General features: G+C 61.8%; 24 protein-coding genes and 2 pseudogenes. 7 read left to right on the plus strand and 19 right to left on the minus strand.

Going from position 1 to position 22,914, the window contains the following annotated elements; translation table 11 throughout:
- Nucleotides 1-21: 21 nt before the first annotated feature.
- From BKP54_RS19740 to BKP54_RS19790, 11 genes are all read right to left on the minus strand, one after another.
- A complete protein-coding gene (locus tag BKP54_RS19740) occupies nt 22-1,299 on the minus strand; it encodes an L-fuconate dehydratase (RefSeq protein ID WP_084814741.1) in 1,278 nt (425 codons plus the stop codon).
- 21 nt (nt 1,300-1,320) lie between these two features.
- Complete coding sequence (locus tag BKP54_RS19745) at nt 1,321-2,166, minus strand: fumarylacetoacetate hydrolase family protein (RefSeq protein ID WP_057208024.1); 846 nt, start codon at nt 2,164-2,166, stop codon at nt 1,321-1,323.
- A gap of 25 nt (nt 2,167-2,191) precedes the next feature.
- On the minus strand, nt 2,192-2,926 hold the full coding sequence (locus tag BKP54_RS19750) for an SDR family oxidoreductase (protein ID WP_057208026.1): 735 nt from the start codon (nt 2,924-2,926) through the stop codon (nt 2,192-2,194).
- A gap of 10 nt (nt 2,927-2,936) precedes the next feature.
- On the minus strand, nt 2,937-3,383 hold the full coding sequence (locus BKP54_RS19755) for a MaoC/PaaZ C-terminal domain-containing protein (RefSeq protein ID WP_025428744.1): 447 nt from the start codon (nt 3,381-3,383) through the stop codon (nt 2,937-2,939).
- Nucleotides 3,384-3,385: 2 nt separating this feature from the next.
- Nucleotides 3,386-4,465: a Gfo/Idh/MocA family oxidoreductase gene (locus BKP54_RS19760; protein ID WP_057208028.1), complete on the minus strand. Its 1,080-nt coding sequence runs from the start codon at nt 4,463-4,465 to the stop codon at nt 3,386-3,388.
- Complete coding sequence (locus tag BKP54_RS19765; protein WP_057208030.1) at nt 4,458-4,808, minus strand: L-rhamnose mutarotase; 351 nt, start codon at nt 4,806-4,808, stop codon at nt 4,458-4,460. Before BKP54_RS19765 ends, BKP54_RS19760 begins: the two co-directional genes overlap by 8 nt.
- 10 nt (nt 4,809-4,818) lie before the next feature.
- Nucleotides 4,819-5,931 carry a mandelate racemase/muconate lactonizing enzyme family protein gene (locus BKP54_RS19770; protein WP_057208031.1) on the minus strand — a complete coding sequence of 371 codons (1,113 nt, stop codon included), beginning with the start codon at nt 5,929-5,931 and terminating at the stop codon, nt 4,819-4,821.
- A gap of 1 nt (nt 5,932) precedes the next feature.
- On the minus strand, nt 5,933-7,030 hold the full coding sequence (ugpC, locus tag BKP54_RS19775; RefSeq protein WP_025428740.1) for a sn-glycerol-3-phosphate ABC transporter ATP-binding protein UgpC: 1,098 nt from the start codon (nt 7,028-7,030) through the stop codon (nt 5,933-5,935).
- A gap of 5 nt (nt 7,031-7,035) precedes the next feature.
- Nucleotides 7,036-7,902, minus strand: a complete 867-nt coding sequence (locus BKP54_RS19780) for a carbohydrate ABC transporter permease (RefSeq protein ID WP_025428739.1) — start codon at nt 7,900-7,902, stop codon at nt 7,036-7,038.
- Nucleotides 7,902-8,798 (minus strand): sugar ABC transporter permease, encoded by an 897-nt coding sequence (locus BKP54_RS19785; protein WP_025428738.1) that lies wholly within the window; start codon nt 8,796-8,798, stop codon nt 7,902-7,904. Before BKP54_RS19785 ends, BKP54_RS19780 begins: the two co-directional genes overlap by 1 nt.
- A 179-nt stretch (nt 8,799-8,977) precedes the next feature.
- Entirely contained in the window at nt 8,978-10,258 is a 1,281-nt protein-coding gene (locus BKP54_RS19790; protein ID WP_225906524.1) for a sugar ABC transporter substrate-binding protein, read from the minus strand.
- Nucleotides 10,259-10,464: 206 nt separating this feature from the next.
- Here BKP54_RS19790 and BKP54_RS19795 point away from each other — a divergent pair, with 206 nt between their 5' ends.
- Both BKP54_RS19795 and BKP54_RS19800 read left to right on the plus strand, forming a co-directional pair.
- On the plus strand, nt 10,465-11,253 hold the full coding sequence (locus BKP54_RS19795; RefSeq protein WP_057208037.1) for an IclR family transcriptional regulator: 789 nt from the start codon (nt 10,465-10,467) through the stop codon (nt 11,251-11,253).
- A gap of 117 nt (nt 11,254-11,370) precedes the next feature.
- A complete protein-coding gene (locus tag BKP54_RS19800) occupies nt 11,371-12,207 on the plus strand; it encodes an amidohydrolase (RefSeq protein ID WP_057208039.1) in 837 nt (278 codons plus the stop codon).
- Nucleotides 12,208-12,324: 117 nt separating this feature from the next.
- Here BKP54_RS19800 and BKP54_RS19805 read toward each other — a convergent pair whose 3' ends face one another.
- The 5 genes from BKP54_RS19805 to BKP54_RS19825 form a co-directional block, all read right to left on the minus strand.
- Complete coding sequence (locus BKP54_RS19805) at nt 12,325-13,461, minus strand: ABC transporter substrate-binding protein (protein ID WP_057208041.1); 1,137 nt, start codon at nt 13,459-13,461, stop codon at nt 12,325-12,327.
- Nucleotides 13,458-14,618 (minus strand): CaiB/BaiF CoA-transferase family protein, encoded by a 1,161-nt coding sequence (locus BKP54_RS19810; RefSeq protein WP_025428733.1) that lies wholly within the window; start codon nt 14,616-14,618, stop codon nt 13,458-13,460. Before BKP54_RS19810 ends, BKP54_RS19805 begins: the two co-directional genes overlap by 4 nt.
- Before the next feature lie 8 nt (nt 14,619-14,626).
- Entirely contained in the window at nt 14,627-15,178 is a 552-nt protein-coding gene (locus BKP54_RS19815) for a MaoC family dehydratase (RefSeq protein WP_025428732.1), read from the minus strand.
- Between the two features lie 271 nt (nt 15,179-15,449).
- Complete coding sequence (locus BKP54_RS19820) at nt 15,450-16,001, minus strand: MgtC/SapB family protein (protein ID WP_057208043.1); 552 nt, start codon at nt 15,999-16,001, stop codon at nt 15,450-15,452.
- Nucleotides 16,002-16,114: 113 nt separating this feature from the next.
- The gene (locus tag BKP54_RS19825; protein ID WP_107027273.1) at nt 16,115-16,525 is read right to left on the minus strand and encodes a pseudoazurin; all 411 of its coding nucleotides are present in this window, start codon (nt 16,523-16,525) and stop codon (nt 16,115-16,117) included.
- A gap of 264 nt (nt 16,526-16,789) precedes the next feature.
- Between BKP54_RS19825 and BKP54_RS36605 the strand changes: the two genes are divergently transcribed.
- The gene (locus BKP54_RS36605) at nt 16,790-17,194 is read left to right on the plus strand and encodes a helix-turn-helix domain-containing protein (protein ID WP_245317862.1); all 405 of its coding nucleotides are present in this window, start codon (nt 16,790-16,792) and stop codon (nt 17,192-17,194) included.
- A gap of 25 nt (nt 17,195-17,219) precedes the next feature.
- Here the strand turns inward: BKP54_RS36605 and BKP54_RS36610 are convergent, their stop codons facing one another.
- Nucleotides 17,220-17,513, minus strand: a complete 294-nt coding sequence (locus BKP54_RS36610) for a hypothetical protein (RefSeq protein ID WP_245317863.1) — start codon at nt 17,511-17,513, stop codon at nt 17,220-17,222.
- 94 nt (nt 17,514-17,607) lie between these two features.
- On the opposite strand from BKP54_RS36610, the gene BKP54_RS19835 reads away from it, so the two are divergent.
- The 4 genes and pseudogenes from BKP54_RS19835 (at nt 17,608) to BKP54_RS19850 (ending at nt 20,189) form a co-directional block, all read left to right on the plus strand.
- Nucleotides 17,608-18,156 carry a peroxidase-related enzyme gene (locus BKP54_RS19835; RefSeq protein WP_057208047.1) on the plus strand — a complete coding sequence of 183 codons (549 nt, stop codon included), beginning with the start codon at nt 17,608-17,610 and terminating at the stop codon, nt 18,154-18,156.
- 53 nt (nt 18,157-18,209) lie between these two features.
- Nucleotides 18,210-18,683, plus strand: a pseudogene (locus BKP54_RS19840) (TlpA disulfide reductase family protein); the annotation flags it as partial.
- Nucleotides 18,684-18,781: 98 nt separating this feature from the next.
- Nucleotides 18,782-19,489, plus strand: a complete 708-nt coding sequence (locus BKP54_RS19845; protein WP_198956849.1) for a glutamine amidotransferase — start codon at nt 18,782-18,784, stop codon at nt 19,487-19,489.
- Nucleotides 19,479-20,189, plus strand: coding sequence for an MOSC domain-containing protein (locus BKP54_RS19850; protein ID WP_057208052.1), 711 nt, complete (start codon nt 19,479-19,481; stop codon nt 20,187-20,189). The genes BKP54_RS19845 and BKP54_RS19850 overlap by 11 nt, the downstream gene beginning before the upstream one ends.
- Nucleotides 20,190-20,238: 49 nt before the next feature.
- Here the strand turns inward: BKP54_RS19850 and BKP54_RS19855 are convergent.
- Nucleotides 20,239-21,674, minus strand: a pseudogene (locus BKP54_RS19855) (FAD/NAD(P)-binding protein).
- Nucleotides 21,668-22,837, minus strand: coding sequence for an FMNH2-dependent alkanesulfonate monooxygenase (gene ssuD, locus BKP54_RS19860; protein ID WP_057208056.1), 1,170 nt, complete (start codon nt 22,835-22,837; stop codon nt 21,668-21,670). Before ssuD ends, BKP54_RS19855 begins: the two are co-directional and overlap by 7 nt.
- Nucleotides 22,838-22,914: the final 77 nt, after the last annotated feature.

The following is a 22,914-nucleotide window of genomic DNA, read 5'->3' on the forward strand; positions in this document are numbered from 1 at the left end:
TCTCAGGGATAATCGGCGCTACTAGCCCTTGAACGTGTAATCCTTGATGGACTGCGGCTTCATCTCGATCGAAAAGCCTGGACGTTCCGGCGGCATGTAGGCGGCGTTGTGGATGATGCACGGCTCGAGGAAGTGCTCGTGCAAATGGTCGACATACTCGATCACCCGGCCATCCTTGGTCCCAGACACGGCGATGTAGTCGATCATCGACAGATGCTGGACGTATTCGCAGAGCCCTACCCCGCCGGCATGCGGCCAGACTGGAAGCTCATACTTCGCCGCCACCAGCAGAACCGCCAGCACTTCGTTCAGGCCGCCCATGCGGCAGGAATCGATCTGCACCACGTCGATCGCGCCCTCGGCGATGAACTGCTTGAACATGATCCGGTTCTGGCACATCTCACCGGTTGCGACTTTCACCGGGCCGATCGCCTCACGGATCTTACGGTGGCCGGCGACATCATCGGGACTTGTCGGTTCCTCAATGAAGAACGGCTTGGCAAAGGCCAGTTGTTTGACCCAGTCGATCGCTTCACCGACCTCCCAGACCTGGTTAGCATCGATCATCAGGTAGCGGTCCGGGCCGATGACTTCGCGTGCAATGGTCAGGCGCCTGATGTCGTCGGCGAGATCACGCCCGACCTTCATCTTGACGTGATTGAAGCCCTGGTCGATTGCCTCCTGCGCCAGCCGGCGAAGCTTGTCGTCGTCATAGCCGAGCCAACCGGCAGACGTCGTATAGCAGGCGTAACCTTCGCTCTTCAGCGTCGCGATACGCTCCGCCTTGCCGGCTTCGGCACGCTTCAGGATCGCCACGGCTTCGTCGCGGGTCAGCACATCGGTCATATAGCGGTAGTCGACAATGTCGGCGATCTCTTCCGGCGACATGTCGGCGACGAGTTGCCAGACGGGCTTGCTGGCTTCCTTGGCGAGCAGATCCCAGATCGCGTTGACGATGGCACCGGTGGCCAGATGAATGGCCCCCTTCTCCGGGCCGATCCAGCGCAGCTGGCTGTCGCTGGTCAGATGTCGCCAAAAGCGGCCTGGATTGGCGAGTATCTCCGCCGTATCGCTGCCGACGACGAGATGCTGCATGGCTTTGATCGCCATGCAGCAGATGTCGTTGCCCCGCCCGATCGTGAACGTCAGGCCATGGCCCGCCAATCCGGGGCTATCGGTGTCGAGGATGACATAGGCCGCGGAATAGTCAGGGTCCGGGTTCATGGCATCGGAACCGTCGAGGCTCTGCGATGTGGGAAAGCGCAGATCGAAGACGCGCAGATCGGTGATGCGGGTCATGTTTGCTCCAATGAGAATAGATCAGTCGTCCGCGCGTACGGACTGCTTCTGGGTGCCGAGACCTTCGATGCCGAGTTCGACGACATCGCCGGCCTTGAGGTAACGCGGCGGCTTCATGCCCATGCCGACGCCCGGCGGCGTACCGGTCGAAATGATGTCGCCCGGCTGCAGCGACATGAACTGCGACAGGTAGGAGACGAGATAGGCGACACCATAGACCATGGTCTTGGATGAGCCGTTCTGCATCGTCTCGCCGTTGACCTTGAGCCACATCGGCAGGTTCTGCGGATCCGGAATCTCGTCCTTCGTCACCAGCCATGGGCCGGTCGGGCCGAAGGTGTCGCAGGACTTGCCCTTGGTCCACTGTCCCTGGCGCTCGATCTGGAACGCGCGCTCTGACACGTCGTGGACCGTGCAATAGCCGGCGACATAGTCGAGGGCTTCGGCTTCGCTGACATACTTCGCCTTGCGGCCGATGACGACGCCGAGTTCGACTTCCCAGTCGGTCTTCTCGGAGCCGCGCGGAATGACGAGGTCATCGTTCGGACCGACGATGGCCGACGTCGCCTTCATGAAGATGATCGGCTCGGAGGGAACGGTCGCACCCGTTTCGGCGGCATGGTCGGAATAGTTGAGGCCGATGCAGATGAATTTGCCGGTGCCAGCGACGCAAGGGCCGAGGCGCGGGCTGCCGGCCACAGCCGGAAGGCTGGCAAGATCGAGCTTGGCCAGCTCCGCCAACTTGGCAGGATCCAGCGCTGCTCCCGAGAAGTCGGCGACATGGCCGGAAAGATCGCGAAGCGTGCCGCTCGCGTCGATGATTGCAGGCTTTTCCTGCCCCGGTTCGCCATAACGAAGAAGTTTCATGGTGTCATATCCCTGATTTGAGTGCTCAGATGGTCCAGCCGCCATCGATGGCATAGGCCTGCCCGGAGGTATAGGTCGCGCCGGCGAGGTAGAGGGCGAGATCGGCGATCTCTTCCGGCGTGCCGATCCGGCCCATCGGCTGACGGGCGATGAAGGCGGCCCGCGCCGCGTCGTAATCGCCCTGTGCCCGCATGCGATCCTGCAGCGATGGGCTTTCGACCGTACCAGGGCAGATGGCATTGCAGCGGATGCCGTCGGCGACATAGTCGGCGGCAACGGATTTGGTCAGGCCGATGACGGCCGCCTTGGTCACGCCATAGGCAAAGCGGTTCGGCACGCCCTTGATGCTGGACGCAACCGAAGCCATGTTGATGATCGAGCCGTCCTTGCGCGAAAGCATGCCCGGCAACACGGCCCGGATGGTGCGGATCATCGCCTTGACGTTGAGGTCGAAGGCGAATTCAAGGTCGGCATCCTTCATGTCGAGGATCGAGCCGGCATGCACGAAACCGGCGCAATTGAAGAGCACGTCGACCTGACCGATCTTCTCAACCAGCGCCTCGACAGCGCCTGGGTCGAGAACGTCGAGCCGATGGGTTTCAACAGAGGCTTCTGCGGCCAGCGCTGCGAGTGCCTCGGTGTTGATGTCGGTGGCATGCACCTTGGCGCCGGCCTTGGCAAAGGCAAGCGCGGTGGCGCGGCCGATGCCCTGGGCTGCGGCGGTGATAAGGACGACCTTACCCGAAAGACCCGTTGTCATTGTTGACCCCTCATGCTTTGCGTTCGACGACCAGGATATGATCGGCGGCGAGGACGACCTCGCCACGCTGGTTGATAACTTCGCACCGTTCGACGACACGTCCCGCCTTCGGCCGCTTCGGATCGTCCTCCTTGGCGGAGATCGTCACGCGGGTGCGGATGGTGTCGCCGATATGAACCGGACGCACGAACCGTAACCGATCATAGCCATAAGAAAAGGCGACGGGATTGATCAGCGACGCCGTCAGGCCGACGCCGATGGAAAAGATCATGGTGCCATGGGCGATCCGCTGGCCGCCGGGCAAGGTTTTGGCGAATTCCGCGTCCATGTGGTGCGGGAAGAAGTCGCCCGTATGCCCGGCATGGACCACGAAGTCGGTCTCGGTGATCGTACGGCCTGTGCTCAACCTGACATGGCCGAGTTCATAGTCTTCGAAATGGATTGTCTGTTCCAACATCGTCAACGTCCGGGAAGTGGCGCGATCGCGGTTGCAGGCCGCGCGCTGGATTGGTAGGCGGCCTCGACCAGCGCCATCGTCTGCCAGGCGTCGTCGACTGCGCCGATCAGCTGCTCGTCCTCGCCACTAACGAAGCGTTGCAGGTTGGCCATGCGATTGGCAAAAGCGTCTGGGAACCAGGCGCCGTTGAGCGGCACCTCCACCCATTCCGTGCCACCGGCTGGCCGGATCCACAGTTCGTCGGGCTCGCCGCGCGGATAGTCGAGATTGACGCCCAGCTTGACGTATGCCGCCCCCTCGGTTCCCGAGATACGGAACTCGCAGGCCTGGAACTTGCGGCCGAAATCATGGTCGTGATTGACCGAAAGCACGCAGCGCACCTGGTCGCCGTAGTCGAGAATGGCGGCCGTGCGGGTCTGCGCCACCTCATGATTGGGATGGCCGATCGTCTTGGCGTGCACACCGTCGGGATTGCCGAGCAGTCCGCGGATCAGGTCGAGATAATGGATCGAGTGCATGGCGATCTCGATCCGCGGCAACCCTTTGAGGAACGGCCAGAGACCCCAGGGCGTGGCAAGTGCAAGCCACGCATCGAAGTCGACGATCTGGCCGAGATAGCCTTTTTCGATCGCGTCGCGCAGCGCCAGCATCATCGGGGCAAAGCGAAGCTGGAAATTGACTGCCGCCTGCAATTGCCGGTCACGGCAGATGTTGAGGATCTCCGTGGCTGCTGCCAGATCTGCGCCCATCGGCTTCTGGATCAGGGCGCCCGATCCTACTGGCAGTTTCGACAGGATTGCAGCATGCGCTGCCGGCGGCGTCGCCAGATCGAAGATCGCATCTGGGATTGCCAGCGCCTCGGTCTCGGTCGCAAACGCTCGGATGCCCCATTCGGCAGCAAGCGACGCCGCCTTCTTGACATCGGGATCGAAGATGCCGGCGACGGGAAGGCCTGCCTTGCGATAGGCCGGAAGATGCGCATCACCGACAATGCTGCCGGCGCCGAAGATGACGATCGGGCGCGGTTTTTCGGGTGTCGGCCAGGATTGCTGCAGCGACGTCGGATCGAACTGGTCAGTCACGATGCAAGACCTTTCCGTCGTGGTGGAAGACTTCCTCCAGCATCGCCCACCACTCGCCATCCCCGCGCGTTTCGAGCGGCTTCTGGCATGGCATGCAAACCGACCACCATTCCTGGTTCTTCGGGTGCGCGGCCATCCTGGCCATGTCGGCTGCGAAATCCTCGCCGACATATTCCCAGTAGCCGAACAGCAGGTTTTCCGGCTCCTTGAGGAAGATGGAGTAATTCGTGACGTTGCATTCGGAGATCAGCGTAAGGATCTCCGGCCAGACGGCAGCGTGCAGCGTCTTGTATTCGGCGATCTTGTCGGGCTGAAGACCGATCACCATTCCCATTCGTTGCATGGCGGCCTCCCTACTTCACGAATTCCCGGGTGAACTCGTTGATCGAGCGCGCCTTCACAGCATCCCAGTCCCAGGCAATGCCGATGCCGGCTTCAGACGGCGCAATGGCGCGTCCGTTACGGATCTCCATGCCCTTGGTTGTCAGTTCATCGAGCTGCGGAATGTATTCGACATATTTGCCGTTCGGCACGGCGCAGACAAGGCTGACATGCAGTTCCATCAGGAAATGCGGGCAGACCGGAATATCGAAAGCCTCAGCAGCGTGCGCGACCTTCAGCCAAGGCGTGATGCCGCCGATGCGGGCGACGTCGACCTGGACGATCGAGCAGGCCCCCTTCTGCATGTACTCACGGAAATGCCGGATCGAATACATGGATTCGCCGACGGCGATCGGGGTCGGGGTCGAGCGTGTCAGGCGGATGTGGCCGTCGAGATCGTCGGCCGGCAGCGGCTCCTCGATCCAGGCGAGATCCAACTCCTTCAGCCGAGCGGCCCGGCGGATCGCCTCGTCAACGGTAAAACCCTGGTTACAGTCGGTCATGATCTCGAAGCCATCACCGAGCGCTTTGCGCATCGCCGACAGGCGATCATAGTCCTCGGAGCCGTGCGGCTTGCCGATCTTGACCTTGGAGCCGGAAAAACCCTTGGCCTTGGCCTGAAGCGCATCCTCGACGAGGGCTTCCTTTTCGATATGCAGCCAACCGCCTTCGGTGGTGTAGAGCGGGCAACTGTCCTTGGCGCCACCGGCAAGCTTCCAGAGCGGCAGCTTCTGTTTCCGTGCGCGCAGGTCCCAAAGGGCGGTGTCGACGGCAGCGAGTGCCAGCGCCGTTATCGGGCCGATCGTCGTCGCATGGGTGGCAAATTCCATCTTGTGCCAGATGGCTTCGATGCAATCGACGTCCTCGCCGATCAGGATCGGAACGAGGTGGTCGGACAGCAGGCGCATGACGGAGGAACCGCCCGTGCCGATCGTGTAGCTGTAGCCCGTCCCGGTCGCGCCGTCGGAATCCGTGATCGTGACGATCGGCGTTTCCTGGCTGACGAAGCTCTGGATCGCGTCGGTCCGCTTCACCTTCGGCTGCAGATCGACCATACGCAGTTCAATTTTCTCGATCCTTGCCATGTCAGCCTTCCAGAGCCTTTCCTGTCTCGATGTCGAAGAGATGGGCGCGGGAGAGATCGAAGCTCATGCGCACACTTTCGCCTGAGCGAAGCGGACGCGGATTGAGCATGCGCGAAACCCAGTCGCGGCCATTGAATTGGATGAACACCAGCGTCTCGTTGCCGAGCGGCTCGGTGATGGTGACGGGCAGCTCAACCTCGTGCACGGCAGCGGCATCGCCGGCATGAAGGCCATGGCCCGTGGGGTAGATATCATCGGGCCGCAGGCCGAATGTGACCTTCTGGCCGGCGCGGAGCGCGCCGACAAACCGCGGCGGGATGGGCAGACGGACGCCGGTCGCAAACACCAGCTGGCCATGGTCGACCACGGCCTCGTCCATGTTCATCGGCGGCGAGCCGATGAAGCCGGCAACAAACTTCGTCGCGGGTTTCTGGAAGACTTCTTCCGGTGTTCCGACCTGTTCGATATGGCCGTCGCGCATGATGACGATGCGATCGGAAAGCGTCATCGCCTCGACCTGGTCATGCGTCACATAGATCATCGTCGCCTGCATGCGGGCATGCAGCTTCTTGATTTCGGTGCGCACCTGGGTGCGCAGCTTGGCGTCGAGGTTGGACAGCGGCTCGTCGAACAGGAAGACGTCGGGCTGGCGCACGATCGCACGGCCCATCGCCACGCGCTGGCGCTGGCCGCCGGACAGCTGCGACGGGCGACGTTCCAGCAGATGGCCGAGATCGAGAATGGTCGCAGCCTCATCGACGCGCGCCTTGATGTCGTCAGTAGAGCGGCCGGCGATCTTCAGCGAGAAACCCATGTTCTCGGCGACCGTCATATGCGGATAGAGCGCGTAGGACTGGAAGACCATCGAGATGTTGCGGGCGCGCGGCGGCAGGTCGTTGACCTTGCGGCCACCGATCTCGATGGCTCCGCCGCTGACATCTTCGAGGCCGGCGATCATGCGCAGCGTCGTCGATTTGCCGCAACCGGACGGGCCGACCAGGGCGATGAACTCGCGGTCTTTCACCTCGAGATCGATGCCGTGAACGACTTCGAGCGCGCCATAGCGTTTGACCAGTTTCCTGAGGGTGACAGGAGCCATGAATGTTATCCTTTCACCGCGCCGAAGGTGAGGCCCGAAACGAGGTGCTTTTGAATGATGAAGGTGAGCGTGAGCGCCGGGACGATCATGACCACGGCGAGCGCGCACATACCGCGCCAGTCGATCGTGAACTCGGCGGTGTAGTCGAGCAGGCCGACGGGCAGAGTTTTCGAGTTGACCGAGCGGGTGATCTGCGAGGCCAGAGCATATTCATTCCAGGACGTGAGGAAGGCGAAGATGCCCGCGGAGGCAATGCCGGGGCCAGCAAGCGGAAACTCCACCTGCCAGAATGCCTGCCAGGGTGTGCAGCCGTCGATCTGGGCGGCTTCCGCCAGATCCTTCGGTACCTGACGGAAGAAGCCGTCGATCAGCCAGATAGTGAAGGGCACGTTCAGCGCGACATAGGTCAGGATCAGCGAGAAATGCGTGTCGATGATGCCGGTGCGGGCATAGATCATGAAGAGCGGGAGGGACAACGCGATGCCGGGAACGGCGCGCGTCAGCATGAAGCCGAGGAAAATCGCCGACTTTGCCTTGAAGCGGTAACGGGCAAAGGCATAACCACCGGCCATGCCGATCGCCAGAGCGATCACCGTCGACGTGACGGAGATGATGAGAGAGTTGCGGAAGTAGTCCCAGACGGGAACCCCGCCCTGCCCGGCGCCGGCGAACATGGCGCGGTAGGCATCCAGCGAAATGCTTTCCGGGATCCAGACCGGCGGCTTTGCCATGATCTCGACGGTCGGGCGCAACGACGACAGCACGATCCAGAGGCCCGGCAGGCAGATCACGGCCATTGCGAGAAACAGCCCGATCAGATGCGCCGTCTTCAGGAGGCGCCGGCGCAGGCGATGTGACGAATTGATATCCATTACCACTCGGCTCCGATCTGCTGGCGCGCGGCGGCGAGCTTGCGGAAGAAATAGACGGTGAAGACGATCGACAGCAGGATGGCGACATAGGCCATGGCGTTGGCCATCCCCATGCGGGCGTCGGCGTAGGCCGTGCGGCCGATCAGGGTCCACAGAAGCTCGGTGCGCTTGGCCGGGCCGCCATCGGTCATGATCTTCACGATGTCATAGGCGCGGGCGACGTCGAGCGAGCGGATCGTCATGGCGATGAAGGCAAAAGGCATGAGATAGGGCCAGGTGACGTAGCGGAATGTCTGCCATGGCGTGCAGCCATCGACATGCGCCGCCTCGACCGGGTCCTTCGGCATCGCCAGAAGACCGGCAAGAATGAGGATCGCGAAGACCGCAGTCGACGACCAGACCTCGGCAATGATGATCGAGATCAGCGCGAGGTTGCCGTCAATCAGCCAGGGGATGGCGCGGTCCGTCAGCCCGAGCGACTGCAGCGCATTGTTCACGAAACCGATGTTGTCGTTGAACATGAATTTGAACTGGAAGCCGACGAGCACCGGTGAAAACATCATCGGGAACATCATGATGGTGCGCAGCAGCCGCTGGCCGTGGGTGGCCTTGTTGACAAGGAGCGCGAGGCCGAGGCCAAGCAGCATCTCCGTGTTCAGTGCGACGGTGAGCAGAAGGACGGTGCGGCCGAAAGCGACCCAGAAATCCCAGTTGCTCAGCACGGTGATGTAGTTGCGCAGACCGACGAAGATCCAGAGCGATTCAGGCTTGGTCAGCCGGAACGGCGTGAAGCTCGAATAGAAGGAGAAGAGCAACGGCACCACGATGACCGCTGCCAGCACGACAAAGGCCGGTAGCAGCAGAAGGACCGGTGCGGACAGTTTCTTGAGCTTCATCAGGCATTCCTGAGGGTGACATCACAGTGCCGCGCGTCAGATATGACGCGAAAAAGACGCTGCAAGGCATTAAACTTGCTGCATAATCCTTCCTGACCATTTCCGATCCAGGGAGTTACGCAGTAAATGACGAAGGCGGCGCCGACACCTTGGTATCGGCGCCGCCTTCCTGTCTCTACTCAGAGCTTTCCTGCGTCTTCCAGGATGCCGGTCGCCTTTTCGGCGGCAGTGTCGAGCGCTTCCTTCGACGTCTTGTCGCCGAGGATGGCGGCCTGGAGTTCAGGATAGACGGCGTTGGAGATTTCGATCCATTCTGCAGTCTGCGGAACCGGGAATGCATGCTTTGCCGCTTCCTGGAAAGCCTGCAACACCTCAGTCTTGTAGGCATCGCCCTCGGCGGCCTTGATGTTGTATTCCCAGACGGCGGTGCGCGTCGGCAGCGGACCGGTCGCCGATTCCAGCTTCTGGCTATCCTCGTTGGTCAGCCACCAGACGAGCGAAGCTGCCGCTTCCTTGTTGGCGCAGTCCTCGGTGACCGAGAAGCCGTGGTGCCCGGACCAGCCCGTGCGCTTGCCCGAGGAACCTGCCGGCTGAACCTTGACGCCGACATTGCCGGCAACCTTCGACGACTTCGGATCGTTGAAGAAGCTCGCCCAGCCAGGCCAATCGAGATTGACGGCGATCGAGCCGGAAGCAAAGCCCTGGCCGAGATCGTCCCAGAGGTAGTTGGTCGTGCCCGGAGGAACGGCCTTGTCCTTGTAGAGCTTGACGAACCAGTCGAGCGCCCGGATGCCGGCTTCGGAATTGAAGGCCGGACGTCCATCCTTGTCGAGGTATTCGCCACCTTCGGCGACCAGCATTTCATAGAAGCGGCCATTGATGGCCTCTTCCTTGCCGGCAAACTGCGTACCGTAGAAGTTCGGCGGGGCCGCGAAGAATTCTGCCTGGTCGCTGACCTGCGCCCAGGTATCCGGCGGCGTGAGGTCGTAGCCGTATTTTTCCTTGAAGGCGGCCTTCTTGGCATCGTCCTGGTAGAGGCTCTTTTGATAGTAGAGCGCCGACACGTCGAACTGCGCGCGTGGAAGCATGACGAGCTTGCCGCCGAGCGTCGAGGCGTCGATGACAGCCGGCACGAACTTTGCGATTTCTTCCGGCGGAAGCAGTGCCAGGAGATCGGTATAGATGTCGGGGTATTGCGGGGCGAAGGAAGAGTGGTTGGAACCGACGCACCAGCTGATACCGCCCGTGGCGATATCCGACTTGATCTCCTTGTCGAGTTCGAAGTGATTCTTCTTCGACAGGATATTGACCTTGGCGCCGGTCGCCTTCTCCCATTCGGCGATGCGCTCATAGAGCTTTTCGTATTGCTGTCCGCCGATCAGCTTGGCGTCGATGGTGACGCCTTCGAACTTGCCGGGCAGTTCCGCGGCGCTGGCCGCTCCCACTGCGCAGGCAAGCATGATGACTCCGGCCGAGACGCCGGAAAGCAGCCTGTTCATAACCTCTCCTCCACTGTAGCGCGCCCTCATCCCGGCCCGCATTTCTCATTTGTGAGAAACTAATTCATATACAAACAACAATTTTATCGCTCGTCAAGGGTGAACTTTCTTTTGTCGGCGGCTTTCTCTGCGTATATGGATATCGATATTCACTAAGGAGGACGCCCATGGACACCGAAGAGTCCGATCGCTACCGCGCCCCCGCGCTGGACAAGGGACTTGATATTCTCGAACTGCTGGCGAGCGTCGATGGAGGCCTGACGCAGGCGGAAATATCGAAAAGGCTCAATCGGAGCCCGAACGAATTCTACCGGATGCTCGACCGGCTCGTGCGCCGCGGCTACGTCACGCGAATCGATGGCGATCGCTATTCCCTGACGTTGAAGCTTTTCGGCCTGGCCCAGCTTCACGCACCGGTGCGGCGGCTGGCCTCCTATGCGACGCCACTGATGCGCGATCTTGCCCAGCGGTCGAAGCAGGCCAACCAGTTGGCCGTGTTCGATCGCGGCTCGGCCGTGGTCATCGCCCAGCAGGAAGCGCCTGATTACTGGGGTATCTCAATCAGGGTCGGCTCGCACATCAGCCTGTTCGATACTGGCTCCGGTCACATCCTGCTCGCCTTCCGCACGCCGGAGGAGCGGGAAATGATGATCGCCGAGCACGCGCGCAGCAAGGACGAGATCTTGCTTGGTCCGGAATTCTATGCCCGGCTCGACCAGATCCGCGAGCGTGGCTACGAAATGATGGCAAGCGCCCAGACGGCCGGCGTCTACAACCTCTCGGCGCCCATTCTCGGGCCTGACGGCCGTGGCATCGCGGCATTGACCATTCCCTATATTGCGCTGGTCAATGCGCCATCTGCGCCTGATATCACCGAGACGATCTCGCTCCTGCGCAGCGCGGCAACACAGCTTTCGGTGCTCGCGGGATCGGATGTGGCGCAATCGTCGGAATGAGCAGGTGCCGGATCTACGGTCGGCACACGACGTCCGCGATCGCTGCATACTGTCAATTTCTTATTTGAATGATCTCTTCTCGTGTGAGAGTGTGAGGCGTATGGAGGAAGCCGCATCGTGATCGTTGATACCCATCTGCATCTCATCAACAAGTCCGCGTTGACCTATCCCTGGCTGACGGGCGTCCCGGCGCTGGATCGGGATTTCCTCTATTCGACCTATGAGGCGGAGGCCCGGCGTGTCGGCATCGGCACGGCGTTGCACATGGAAGTTGACGTCGATCCCGGCGAAATGGAGCTGGAGACGTCAGAAGTTCGGCAACTCTCGCAAAGAGCGGGCAGTCTGCTCAAGGGGGCAATTGCCGCGTGCCGGCCGGAAGAGGACGGCTTTGCCGCCTATCTCGAACGGCAACAGGACGATCCCCTCGTCAAGGGGTTTCGCCGTGTCCTGCATGTGGTCCCGGACGATTTGTCGGACGGCGCCCTCTTCCGCGAGAACATCAGGCGGCTTGGCGGTAACCGTTTTACCTTCGATCTCTGCGTCCTGCCGCACCAGATCCCCAAAGCGATTGCCCTTGCCGATCTCGTGCCCGATCTGCAGTTCGTGCTCGACCATTGCGGCGTTCCCGATATCCGCAACGGCGCCGAACATCCCTGGCGTGACCATATGCGCGAGATCGCAAAGCGGCCGAACGTGGTTGCCAAGATATCCGGCGTCGTCGCCTATGCGGATGAAAGCTGGAATGTCGAGACGCTACGACCTTACGTCGAGCATACGATCGCTACTCTCGGCTGGGACCGCGTCGTCTGGGGCAGCGATTGGCCCGTCTGCACGCTCGGCGCCAACCTTTCAACCTGGGTTGCGACCACTCACGCGTTGCTGGAGCACTGCAGTCCGGACGAGCGGACAAAGCTGCTGTCGGCAAACGCACGTCGAATCTGGAATCTCGCGTAAGGAAGCAACGCGGCCCATTGTGGCCACCCACCCTCACGACAAAGCCTGAAACCGCTAGGTCGGCCTTTTTTGCTGAACACCGGAGATGAGCCGATCGCTTATCTCCGGTGTTTCTCTTTACGCCGCCGCGAAGCTTTCGGTGAAAAGCCGGTTGAGATCGTCAACGACCTGTCGCGCCATCTCCTTGCGCAATAGCCCGTCATTGATGCGATCCGAGGCCGCCTGCTGGAACGGCATGTAACCATCGTGTCGGGGACGCACCCAGGCGGTTTCGAGCGTCGCACGGGTCGCGCGATAAAAGTTTGATGTCGCCGCGTTCACCGCATCGTCGTCCCAGGCGTCGCCGTGTCCCGGCTGTCCGCCGCCAAAGGCGTAGGCCTGGCGCTGGACCGCACCGCTTGCAACCCAATAGGCAAAGTCGGTCGCGGCGTCGATGGACGACGAGAAGCCGGAGACGGCAATGCCCGTTCCGCCAAGCGCCGAACCGCTTGGGCCATGCTGGCCGGCGACCGGAATGTCGCCAAACCGGATGAGCGACGGCCGGAAACCGGCAACCGAGTAGCTGACGTAGCCGTAGATTAACGGCGCGCAGGCGGCTTTTGCCTCCGGGGCCGACATCGCCTCCAGCACCGCGATCGGATCCATCGCGAAGCAGGCGGGGTCGATCAGCGATACAAGCTCGGAGAGCATCTCGAAGGCGGCAACGCCTCCGTCACGGTCCACCAGGTCCGCTTGTCCGCTCACTGCGCAGGGGTGACCGAGATTGCCGCAGAGCGTGTAGAAGCTCATCAGCGAATGCGGCGGTCGCAGCGGCAGCAGCACCGCACCCTTGCGCGCGAGGTCCAACATGCCGGACCAGCTCGAAACACGCTCTCCGAGATCAGGGCGCCAGGCCTGGACCTGTGCCGCGGCATCGATCGGAAAGGCCCATTGGCGCCCGTTCCAGCTGTAACTCGGATAGGATTGCCCGACCGACCCGGCTGCAAGCACGGAACGTTCCGCTTCTCGACCGGCCACATCAAGAGGCGCAAGGCACCCTTCATTGGTGATCTGCCCGACATGCGGGTGATCGATAACGATCAGATCGTATGCCTTGGCGAGCTCCTCGACCGGATAGGTCTCGAAATCCTGCAGCGAGCGCTTCTCCCAATGGATGGCAACCCCGGTCTTTTCCTGCCAGAGTCTCGAACACGCCACCATGGGGTCGTAACCGCGTGGATGGCTCCACGTCATGCCCTTGAGGGTGACGGTCATAGGCCGAACTCCTTGCGGATCGATGCACTGTGTTCGCCGATTCTGGGGGCAGCGCGATCGACCTGGGCGCGCCGACCGTTGACCCGCAGCGGCGAACGCGTGGTCAGGATTGACACGTCGTCTTCGCGGTTGACCGTCTGCAGCATGTCAAGGGTGCGGAAGCCGTCGCTTTCCAGCAGTTCGTTCCAGTTGAGCACGCGAGCGCACCAGATGTCGGCCGGCTCGAGCACGGCCAGCCAATGGTCCACCGTGTTTTCGCCGATGCGCTCGGCGATCAGGGCCTTGATCTCGTCTCTTGCGGAAAACCACGAAGACGGGTCGTCGCAATAGGGCGCGAGCTGCGGCATCTCCAGGAGGTCGGCAAGTTTCGAGATCGGCGTCATCGCGATCGCGAGGTAGCCGTCCTTGGCGGGGTAGACCCCGTAGGGCGCCGACAGATAGGCGTGGGCGCTGCGGAAATCCGAGCGCTTCGGCAGCCGCCTGCCGTCGTTGAGATGGGTCGTCAGCACCTCGAACTGGAAGTCGACCAGCGCTTCGAGCAGGCTGGTTTCAATCAGGCTGCCCTTGCCGGAGATGCCGCGGCGGACGAGACCAGCAAGAATGCCCTGGGCGGCTGCAGCGCCGGCAAGCATATCGCCAATGGCAAGACCGAAGGGGACCGGCCCTTGCGCTTCGTCGCCGTTCAACCACATCACGCCGGAGCGCGCCTGCGCCAGCAGGTCCTGACCGGGCCGCTTGACCCAAGGGCCCTCCTCTCCATAACCGCTGATCGAAGCGTAGACGATGCGCGGGTTGATCGCCCGAACGGCCTCGTAGTCCAAGCCCAGCCGTTGAATGACGCCAGGTCGGAAGTTCTGGATCAGGACGTCGGCCTTGGCGAGCAGCGCCTTCAGCGCCGCGACATCGGATTCGTCCTTGAGATCGATTGCCAGACTTTCCTTAGCGCGATTGATCGCATGGAAGATGGTGGAATCGCCACCGATCTCGGTGTCGCTGAGATAGAGGCGGCGCGATAGATCGCCGCCATCCGGGCGCTCGATCTTGATGACGCGCGCGCCCAGGTCCATCAGCCGTAGAGAGCAATAGGGACCGGAGAGAAACTGGCTCATGTCGACGACGACAAGGCCGGCCAAAGGCAGTTCGTTTTCCTCGTGCATCGCTGTTCTTATTTCTCTGTCTTGCCGACGAAGTCAGCCGGATTGTTGTACTTCACCGTCTGCAGATGCTCGCAGTAGAGCACCAGCTCACCCTCGTTCTTGAAGACCTGATAACTGGCCCGGATCAGGCCAAGCTCCTTGTAGCGCGGTGTTTTGTCCATGTTGGTGCGGATCGTGTAGATCGTGTCGCCCAGAAAGACCGGCTTGATGAAGCGCAGCTTGTCATAGCCGTAGGAAAAAGCGTTGACGCAGTTGGTGGCGACGAGGCCGAGGCCGGCCGAAAAAACGAAGGCGCCAGCCACCAGTCGGCGGCCGAAGATGCCTTCCCGTTCCGCGAACATCTGATCCTGGACATAAGGGTGGATGTCGACGACCAGCGTGTTGAACAGGTGGCTGTCGCTCTCGGAGATCGTCCGGCGCAACGAGCGGATGCGCTGGCCGACCGGCCAATCCTCGTAAAACCAGTTTTCGGCATTCCACACCGGAAGGGCAGCGTGATCCTCCGGCATGTCGGTGGGGCGTGTCGTAGACACGCCAACGGTTGGCGAGAATTCATTCATGAGAAAACCCTGCGCTGGCTCGTATCCGCATTGGCAGCTGGCAGCGAGTGGTCGCGCTTATCATATGGGCGCGGCTGTGCTGGTTGGGCATTATCTCCTCCATGAATTTTCTTATGTAAAGATACTGTTCACATATGGAGGCTTTTTGCAAGATGCAAATGACCATTGCGCCCGGCCTGATCTGCCGGCCAAGAAAGCCATGGATCGAAAGAAACGCTGCAGAGCGGTGAGTGAAAAATGGTGCCGTCCCAAGCGGCGCAGGATGCGAAATCTATCGGGTGCTCTTGCGGATGCGGCTCACCTTCTCGTCGCGAGGCTTGGATGCCTGAGGTTGAGGGCCGGGTTGCTCTTCCTCCTCAACTACCGCTTCGAGCCTGCCGACGACGGAAAGAACAAGAAAGGCGGATCCTGTCGCAAAGGCAGCGATGATCCAGTGGCCGAAGCCGAGAGCGAGGCCAATGGCGCCCGCCAACCACAGACTACCGCCGGTCGTCAGGCCCTGGACCTGTCCGCGCGACAGTACGATGGTGCCCGCCGCAAGAAAGGCGACGCCCGCGGTGACCGCTTCAACGACGCGCAAGGGATCGATCCGGACCCGCTCGTCTATGAAGCCCTTCATATAGACGCTTTCAAGCGAGATGACTGCAAAGGTGCAGGCGGCGAGGCACACGAGCATGTGCGTCTTGAGACCGGCCGGGCGGGCTTTGGCTTCACGCTCGAAGCCAATGATCGAGCCCATCAGCAAGGCCCCGAGAATGCGCGCGAAGATGACCGGATAGGGAATCTGCGACGGCGGAAACATGTCTGCTACGATTTGCTCCATGCGGAACCAACGCGAGTGCTTCGCATTGGTTCCGCATGATGGCGCCGCCTTCCGCCCGGTGGGCGCGCGTCGAGCGGCCCGTCCCCGCCCGCTCGTTTCAGTGTGGCTTTGCTTTAGTTGCCGAGTGCTGTGAATGCGGCGTCCAGCCGTTCCTGCGCCTTCTTCGGGTTCTTGGCGCCCTTCGCCGCTGCGAGGTTGGCCGGGCTGTCGCCGACCTGAACCACGCCGACCATGCCCATGCCGTAGTGCGGCGTGCATTTCACGCCGTAGATGCCGGGTGCAGTGAAGGTCACCTTGTAGTTTTCGTTGATTTTGCTCTTGAATGCCTCTGCGCCATCCGGGATCATGCCCTTGATCGTTTCGACGTTGTGGCCCTTGTCGGTCGGGATGAACGTCACCGTGTCGCCGGCCGCAACCTTCAGCGACGCAGGTTCAAACACCATCGCGCCTTCCTTGCCCTTGTTGAGCATGTGCACTTCGAAATCCGCGGCGGTTGCGGGCGCAGCGATAAGCATGACCGCCATTGCGAGGCCCAATCCGCTCTTGATTGCTTTCAACATCGTCTTCTCCGTTTGACCGAGCAGCCCGTGCTTGGGTTGTTCGCCGCAGTATTAGTCCGAAGGCCGTGCACCTAATTTGATGCGCGTCAAATTGGATGCGGATTCCCGGCGACGGTGAATTGACACTAATTAGGACTCCTATATATATCAGGAATGGCAAAGAACACGACGACACCGCCTGCAATTATCGACCGCATAGGCGACGGGTTCGCACGGATAGCGACGGCGATGCGGACCGAAGCATGGACGGCAGCCGACGTGATCGGGTTGAACCCGACACAACTGCAGATCCTGATCTTTCTGGTGGGCCGTGGCAAAGCTGGCATGCGCGTCAAACAGATCGCAGCCCATCTCGGCGTCAGCCAACCGACTGCGACGGATTCGATCAATGCACTGACGCGCAAGGGTTTTGTCGAGAAGCTGGCGGACCCTTCGGATGCGCGGGCCGTAGCGGTGGCCGCGACGGCCGAAGGCGAGGCCGCCGTGCGCCGCGCCGGCATGATTGCCTCGCGACAGACGCTGCCTTTGCGTCGCTATCGACGCTCGGACAGGAAGATCTGCTGCTTCATCTGGTCAAGATCATCCGCACGCTGCAGGCGTCCGGCGCCATCCCGGAACAACGCATGTGTGTGAACTGCCGATACTTCCAGCCCAATGCCTATCCGGGTTCGAAAGAGCCGCACCATTGCGCCTTCGTCAACGCACCGTTTGGCCAAGCGGATTTGCGCATCGATTGCGGCGAATACGAAACGGCAGACGCCTCAAGCCAGGCCGCCGCCTGGAAGATATTCAACCGTGGCGCGGCCTGAGGTGGGGCAGATGCAATGAAGGACACCACCGACCCATCATTTGTTTCGACCAATGCACCGGCGCTGCCACGCCCCAGCGTGCTGACGTCGGCACCAGGACAAACCGCTTCACCCTCGGGACCAAAGGATTTCACCGCATTCAAGCGCGCTTTCGGCCCCGATGATGTCGGCGCGGCCCGTCGACTGCCATCGGCGGACCGGCATTTTCTCCCTCCATGCAAATAGAAAGAGAAAACCATGAGCAGAATTAATCTAGTTGACCCCAAGACGGCAACCGGTGCCAGTGCAGAACTGCTGGGCAGCATCCACGCGGCCTTCGGCGCGACACCGAACATGTTCAAGGCGGTGGCCAATTCCCCGGCGGCACTTGCCAGCATGTGGGGTTCGTTCGGCGCGCTTGGCAATGGCCGGCTCGGCGCCAAACTCGGCGAGCAGATTGCCGTCGCCGTCGCTGACCGCAATGATTGCCACTATTGCCTGGCGGCGCATACGGCTCTCGGCCGCAAGGCCGGCGCGACAGCGCAGGACATGGCTGACGCCCAACGCGGCCACTCCGCTGATCCGAAGACCGCGGCGGTGCTTTCATTCGTCCGCATCCTGGTCGACGAACGCGGTCAGGTCTCGGATGCTGACGTCAAGGCGTTGCGCAATGCCGGCTTCGACGATCAGGACATTGTCGAGATCATCGCGCACGTGGCGCTCAATCTCTTCACCAACTACATCAACGTGGCCCTCGCCGTGCCGGTCGATTTCCCCGGCGTCAAGCTCGTGCGCGAAGCGGCCTGACATCCCGCCGGGCAGGTCCTGCCTGCCCGGCCCCTCCCAAAAGGAATGGCCTCATGATCGCTGATCTCTCAAATCAGGCGCCGGAACTGGACGTGAGCAACTGGTTCAACACCGCAACGCCGCTGAGCCTCGGCATGCTGCGCGGACGCGTCGTCTTCATCCACGCCTTTCAGATGCTTTGCCCCGCCTGCGTATCGTACGGATTGCCGCAGACCCAGCGCGTGCAGCGGCTGTTTCGCGACACCGATCTCCAAGTGATCGGCCTGCACACGGTTCTCGAACATCATACGGCGATGGGTCCGGAGGCCCTCAAGGCGTTCATCCACGAATACCGTCTAAGCTTTCCGATCGGCGTCGACGCGGCATCACCCGATACGCCGATACCGCGCACGATGCAGGGCTACGGCATGCGTGGCACGCCCACGACCATTATCATTGGCCGCGACGGCAAGGTCCGCCACCATCGATTCGGGATCGAGGACGATCTGCTCGTCGGAGCTTGGCTGGCGACAGCACTTGCAGAACCGCTGCCGGCAACGACTGTGCCGGTGGACATCGCCGGCTGCACGACTGACGGCTGCGCAATTCCCGATGAGATTTCACGTCGAATAGAGACAGGAAAGCGATGACACTGAAATCGGCCCTGGTGATCAGGCATGTTCATTTCGAGGATCTCGGCACCTTTGCCGCTCCCCTTCGCGCTGACTACGGGATAGAATACCGCGATGTCGGAACTGCCGATTTTCTGGATTTCGCGCCGGACGCCCCCGACCTTGTCGTTGTACTCGGCGGACCGATCGGCGCCTACGAGGACCGGACCTACCCGTTTCTGCAGCGGGAGGTCGAGGTGCTGGCAGCACGACTGAAGACCGGTCGGCCGACCCTCGGCATCTGCCTTGGCGCGCAGCTGATTGCGCGCGCAAGCGGCGCGCGGGTCTTTCCATTGGGGATCAAGGAGATCGGTTTCGACCCGATCAGCCTTAGCGAGGCCGGCCGTGCTTCTCCGCTTCGTCATCTGGATGGCGTGCCGATGCTGCATTGGCACGGCGATACCTACGATCTTCCCGCCGGCGCCACTTTGCTGGCGTCGACCCCAAAGACCGTGCAGCAGGCGTTTTCCATCGGCAACAATATTCTCGGGCTTCAGTTTCACCCCGAGGCGGATGCGGGAGTGGCGTTTGAGCGGTGGCTGGTCGGTCACGCCTGCGAGCTGGTGGCGGCAAAGATCGACATCGGAAAACTTCGCGACGATGCGACGCAATACGGGGCCACACTAGCGACGGCCGCCGACTCGATGATGACGGCATGGTTGGAGCAGTTGCATGCGGCCTGAGCAAATAAAGCCGATTGCCCTCAATGCATTGCTGGTGGGTTCACTGACCGCCATCGATGAACGCGGGACGCAAAGCGGTATCGACAAGAAGCCGGTCGCCGGGGCGTTGCACCTGTCGCCGACCGGCTTCGTTGGCGATCACCAGGGCGACCTTAAACGACACGGCGGCATCGAGAAGGCTGTGCACCACTACCCCGGCGATCATTACCGGCTCTGGCGGTCGGAGATCGGCCCGGCAGCGGTTCTCGATCACCCTGGAGCGTTCGGCGAAAACCTGTCGACATCCGGACTGACGGAAGATGATGTGGCCGTCGGAGATCGGTTTCGCCTGGGCCGTGCCCTGCTCGAAGTCAGCCAGGGCCGGCAGCCGTGCTGGAAACTGAACAAGCGCTTCGGTCAAAGCGACATGGCCCGCCGTGTCCAGCAATCCGGTCGCACCGGATGGTACTACCGCGTGATCGAGGAAGGGCGCGTTTGCGCGGAAGACGCCCTCGCTCTGGTCGAGCGCCGATACCCGACTTGGACCATCAGGCGACTCTGGCATTACCTCTACGTCGACACGATGAACCGGGACGCCCTTCAGGAGATTGCCAACCTCGATATCTTGCCGACGAACTGGCGCGACTACGCGATCAAGCGGCTGGCGACCCGCAAGGTCGAGGACTGGACGCGGCGTCTTGAGGGCCAGCACGAAGGGTAGATGTGGCCCCGGCTTGCTTGCCCGGCAAACGTAGAAAGCCTGCTCTGTGTCAGGCGATTTGCACCGCAGGCCTCGACCGGGACTGGCTTGCGAGACGCTGCGCGACCTGATGAGCGACGAAGATCGCATGATCATTCACCTGCGGCAGCCCCATCAACTCGCCGAATGTGCCGCGGGCAAGCGGGCCGGCGATGAAAAGCGCGTCGTCGCTTTTTCCGTCGCGGTCGGCTGCGCGGCTTTGTTCATCGCAGGCAAGGCCGAGGCCCACCCCATCCAGTTGCAAATGGCCAGCATCGGCCATATCGGCCAGCCAACCCTGGCTCCTGAGGATAGCCGTGTGCGCCGGGCCGGTGGTCACGACGCAGGCGTCAAATGTCATCTGCTCGCACTTGCCGGTATGACGGTGTCTAACCTCGGCGGTGATGGTCTCGCCGGCCCGGGCTATCTCTTTCACCGATCCGCCAAGAACCCTCACATCGCCGTGGTCAAGCCCTTGGCCGATGACCGCATCTATCTGTGGTGCGACCCGGAAGCGATGCACATCCCAATAGGGCCTCAGGTGGCGAACAAGTCGTTTTCGCTCCGGGATAGGTAGGGCTCCCCAGATTTCGCCGCCCTGGGCGCGCAACGCGTCGAAAACCGCGTGCCAGCTATGACCCGCCGTCGGCGCCTCCTGAACTGCCTGGCGTATCCTACGCAACAGCGAACGAGCGGTTCGCGAAGGATCGGTGACGAAATCGCCAAATGGCTCCTGCGCCGTTGTCGCGTGTCCCCTCGACCGAAGCCCCCGGCGGGAAAGGGCGGTGATCGGCCCTCGGTGGCCGTTTCGTCTGAGCGAGGCGATGACATCGGCCGAAGTCAGTCCGTTGCCGATCAGGAGGACGCGATCCTCCCCGCGGATTACGGATAGGGCGCCTGACAATGTCGAGTCGGCGACGAAACGTGGATGGCTGGCGAGCGCTTGGCAATGTGCCGGGGTGCACACGGTGCCGGGTGGGTCGTGGCAACGATGGCGATGTCGGCCAGGATATCAGTTCCTCCATCGGCCGCGATCCGCCATTGCTCGCCCGTCCTGACGATCTGGGCCACCCGTTCGTGACAGTGCTGGACCTGACCGCTCCGAAGAAAAGGTGCGATGAAGTCGCCGACATAGCGGCCGAAGACCGCGCGCCGAGGGTAGAGATTCCCGTCTTCGGTCAGCGCATCCTGGTCGTCGCGCGGCTCACCTTCAGCGGCCAGCCAGTGCAGAAAATCGTCCGGCTCATCCGGTATCAGGCTCATGCGCGCCGCCGGTACGTTGATGCGATGCGCCGGATCGGAGGTGTCGTAGGCAAGACCAGCACCCAGGCGCCCCCGAGGCTCGAAGACGATGATATCGACCGCCTGACCGGTCGTGTTCTTGGCTAGGTTGGCGGCAACCGCCGCCCCGGTGAAGCCACCGCCGATGATTGCGACAACCGGTCGGCGGGGTCGACGCTTCACGATTGCGACACCTTTAGCTTGGGCCTGTGGTCGCCGGCAATGGTCTCGCCGAACGGACCGGTATTGATCGATGTTTCGCGCGCGGGAACCGCGTGACCCAGCGGCAGGTTTGGCAGCACGAGCTCGCCGAAGCGATAGGCCTCCTCCAGGTGCGGGTAGCCAGACATGATGAACGTATCGATGCCGATCTCGCGGTACTCTTCCATCCGCGCCTTGACCTGATCCGGATCACCGACAAGGGCGGTGCCCGCACCGCCGCGCACAAGCCCGACGCCGGCCCAGAGGTTGGGCGCCACCTCGAGCTTGTCGCGCCGGCCGCCATGCAACCGGCTCATACGACTTTGACCTACCGAATCCATACGCTCGAACACCTTTTGTGCCGCGGCGATCGTCTCGTCATCGACATATTGTATCAGGTCGTCGGCCGCCCGCCATGCTTCCTTTGCGGTCTCGCGCACGATCACATGCAGCCGGATGCCAAATGTAACTTCCCGGCCCTCGGCCTCAGCCAGTGCGCGCACTTCGGCAATCTTTCTGGCGACATCTTCCGGTGGCTCACCCCAGGTCAGATATTTGTCGATCGTTCTGGCCGCCACCTCCTGGCCCTTGCCCGAGGAACCGCCGAAATAGAGCGGCGGATGCGGCGTCTGCACCGACTGGAACAGCAGCTTGCCGCCTTCGATATCGAAATGTTTTCCCTTGAAAGTAACGTCTTCGCCGCGAAGGACTGATTTGTAGACGTTGAGAAACTCCTCGGTGACTTCGTAGCGCTCGCCATGCGACAGGTGGATGCCATCGCCCTTGTTTTCCGTCGGGTCGCCGCCCGTCACCACGTTGATCAGCAGCCGTCCCTCGGAAAGCCGGTCGAGCGTTGCCGTCATCCGGGCTGCCAGCATCGGTGAAAGCAGTCCAGGCCGCACCGCAATCAGGAAGCGCAGCTTCTCGGTCAAGGGTGCCAGGGCTGACGCCACCACCCAGCTGTCCTCGCAACTGCGGCCAGTGGGGATCAACACACCGTAGTAGCCCAGCGCATCGGCCGCCTGGGCGACCTGTTTCAGATAGTTGAGGTCGACATTGCGCCCTCCCCGTGATGTGCCGAGATAGCGGCTGTCGCCGTGAGTGGGCAGGAACCAGAGAACGTTGACTTTGTCAGGCGTGTTGCTCATGCGAATTCTCCTCGGACACGATCGACGGCAGGCGCCAGACAGGGCCGGCAGTCCAAAAAAGATAAACTCTATAAAAT

Source organism: Ensifer sp. 1H6 (assembly GCF_001976035.1).
Lineage (GTDB): Bacteria > Pseudomonadota > Alphaproteobacteria > Rhizobiales > Rhizobiaceae > Ensifer > Ensifer canadensis.